The following is a 3,085-nucleotide window of genomic DNA, read 5'->3' as shown; positions in this document are numbered from 1 at the left end:
CTGGCGCATTTCGACGGGGTGGTGCTCAACGCTATCCGCGAAACCCAGACCGGCCTGGCGCAATACACCGCGATGCTGCAGCGCCGTGAAGCGCTGGCCGACGCTGAGCGGTCGGCGCGCGAGGCGGCGGACCAGACTCATCGCTTCTTCCAGGCCGGGCGCGAGTCGTTTCTCGCCGATCTGCAGGCGACCCGCACCTACACCGCCATGCGCGCGCAATTGGCGGCGGCCAACACCCAGGTTGCGATGAGCCAGATCGACCTGTTCCTGGCGCTGGGCGGCGGCTGGGAAAGCGGACGAACGCAAGGGATAAAACCCGGCAAACCGTGAGGTGATAGCTATGCTTTGTCAGGTGAGGCGTCGTGAAGCCTCACCTGACACTGCTCGCGTTTGCTCATGGGGATTCCAATAATGAAAAACCCTTATGCTCCCGCTTTCTGGTGCGTGCTCTTCGCACTGGTGCTGTTATCGGCCGCGTATTTCTACGGGGTCATGCTCGCCCACCAACTCGACAAGGCCATGGTCTTTCTCGACAGCGCCTGCCTGGTGATCGGCACCTTGTCCATCGGCGTGGTGGCCTGGGCCTCCTATCAAAACCAACGCGTGAAGCGAAAGTTGCTGGAACAAGGCAAGACCCGCGTCGCAATCTGGGACACCAAGGTGGCCCTGCGCCGTGTCGAAACCGTGTTTGACCGCTATTTCTGGGGCAGCTACTGGCAACCCGGTCGCACGTTCCAGGAAGTCATGGGCGACCTCACCGGCACGCCCCTGGAAAAAAGCCTCGAAGTGCTGAAGACGCAATGCGTCGTGTTGGATCGACAGGTCGCTGACGGCAGGCATTGGCTGAATAACGCGCGGGAATTGTCCGATGTCGCCACGCAGATGGCCCGCGAGCGCTATCAGCTGGATTTCTGCGACCCCAAGACCGACACCCCCGGCAACGCGGTGATACACCGTGAGTTCGAGGTGTTGGTCTACACCTGGACGGCGCGCCTGAAGAGTTTTGATCACCAGTTGGATGAAATAGAGCTGGAGTACTCCTGAACTCCTGATGAACTGATCCCTCTGAAAGGCTGGGCCGTTTGCGCCCGCCAGTGCTAATCTTCCCCAGCCTTTCGGCCACACGGGCCACTACTGTAGGAGCGGGCTTGCTCGCGAAAAACCTCAACGATAACGCGTGCATTCTGAATAAACGCGGTGCCTATGAGTTCTTCGCGAGCAAGCTCGCTCCTACAAGGACCCCTCCGGGGTTCAAGGAAGACAGCCCACTTCTCACAGGATTTGATCAGGTCACTTCATGAATAAGCCAGCAGTCGTTCTTTTGGGTTTTGTTGTCGCCGTTGGCGTCGTCAGTGCAGGCGGCGCCTGGTACACCGGTAAACAACTGGAGCCGGTCCTGCAAACCGCGATCCAGAACGCCAACAAGGAACTGCAGACCTCCATGGCCGGCGTGGACGGTAGCGTGTCCCTGGAGCTGGTCTCCCTGGACCGTGGTGTGTTCAGCAGCACCGCCCATTACCGCCTCAAAGGCCAGGGCCGTGTGTTCGGCGAGCAAAACCCCAACCCCGAGCTGCTGTTCGTCGACCATATCGAACACGGCCCGCTGCCGTTCTCGCGCCTGGTTACCCTGAAATGGCTGCCGGTGATGGCCACCAGTCACTACGAACTGGAAAAGAACGCCACCACCGAACAATGGTTCGCCGCCGCCAAAGACGTGTCGCCGCTCAAAGGCGTGGCCAATATCGGTTACAGCCGTTCGGTCAACGGCAACGTCGAACTGCTGCCCCTGGAATTCAAGGACGACAAGTCCTCGGTGAGCTTCTCCGGCGCCAACCTGGAATTCGACAGCAGCGCCGAAGGCCAGAAGGTCAAGGCCGACGGCTACATGAACAGCCTCAAGGTCGCGGCCGTCGATGCCAATGGCGACGCGTTCGCAGCTGAACTGGCCGGCCTGACCGTTGCCAGCAACCTGGCCAAATCCACGTTCGGTTTCTACACCGGCCAGAACACCATCGAACTGACCGACACCAAGGTCACCTTCGGCCCGCAGAAGTCTGTGCTGACCCTCAAGGGTTTCGAGCAGAAAGACTCCAGCGAGACCAAGGACAACAACCTGGCCGGCCGCGTCGACTACAAGATCGACGAGATTGGTTACCAGGGTAAGCCTGTGGGCTCGGCCGCCATGGCCGTCAGCATGAAAAACGTCGACATCCCGGCAATGCTGGTGCTGACCAAGCTCTACCAGGACAAGATGCAGCCGGTGCAAGCAGCCGCCGCTGCCGGTCAACCCGCGCCCGAGCTGCAACTGACCGAAGCCGAACAGACCCTGGCCGAAGCCAACGTCAACCAGGTGCTGGCCGCCAAGCCGCAAGTGGCCGTGGAAAACCTGTCGCTGAAAACCACCCATGGCGAGAGCAAGTTCAACCTTGTCCTGGACCTGGCCAAGCCGGCTTCCATGGAACTGCCACCGGTTGAGCTGGGCAAGCAGATGATTGCGCTGCTGGACGCCAACCTCACCCTGTCCAAACCGATGATCAGCGACGTGGCCGCGCTGCAAGCCCAGCTCGGCGGCGTGACTGACCCTAAAGCCATCGAACAGCAATCGCAAATGGCGGCCGAGATGGTCAGCGGCGTGGCCGTGGGCACTCAACTGGCAACCCTGGTGGGCACCGACGTGGTATCCAAGCTGCATTACGCCAACAACGAAGTGACCTTCAACGGCCAGAAGATGACCGTCGAACAGTTCATCAGCTTCGTAATGTCCAAAGCCGGTGCCATGGGCGGCGCGCAATAACCCTGAAATGCAGTTAACAATGTGGGAGGGGGCTTGCCCCCGATGGCGGTGTATCAGTCAGCTTATCTGTGGCTGACCCACTGCTATCGGGGGCAATCCCCCTCCCACATTTTGTTTTGTGCCTGGCAAAAGTCCCTGTCAGCCGGTCAGCGGTGTGGCCGACGAGCAGTTCATCAGCTTCGTAATGTCCAAAGCCGGTGCAATGGGCGGCGCGCAATAATCCTGAAATGCAGTTAACAATGTGGGAGGGGGCTTGCCCCCGATGGCGGTGTATCAGTCAGCTTATCTGTG

At 60.1% G+C, this 3,085-nt stretch carries 2 protein-coding genes and 1 pseudogene; all 3 read left to right on the top strand.

From position 1 onward, the window contains the following. Positions 1–330 (top strand): annotated as a pseudogene (locus tag BFP90_RS26860) (TolC family protein); the annotation flags it as partial. 81 nt (positions 331–411) lie between these two features. Continuing rightward, a complete protein-coding gene (locus tag BFP90_RS26855) occupies positions 412–1,044 on the top strand; it encodes an NADH:ubiquinone oxidoreductase subunit N (RefSeq protein ID WP_065894068.1) in 633 nt (210 codons plus the stop codon). 253 nt (positions 1,045–1,297) lie between these two features. Next, complete coding sequence (locus BFP90_RS26850; protein WP_065898457.1) at positions 1,298–2,794, top strand: YdgA family protein; 1,497 nt, start codon at positions 1,298–1,300, stop codon at positions 2,792–2,794. Positions 2,795–3,085: the final 291 nt, after the last annotated feature.

The sequence above is a fragment of the Pseudomonas sp. 24 E 13 genome (genome assembly GCF_900004715.1).
Classification (GTDB): Bacteria; Pseudomonadota; Gammaproteobacteria; order Pseudomonadales; family Pseudomonadaceae; genus Aquipseudomonas; species Aquipseudomonas orientalis_A.
This window is presented reverse-complemented; position numbering and strand designations above follow the sequence as displayed.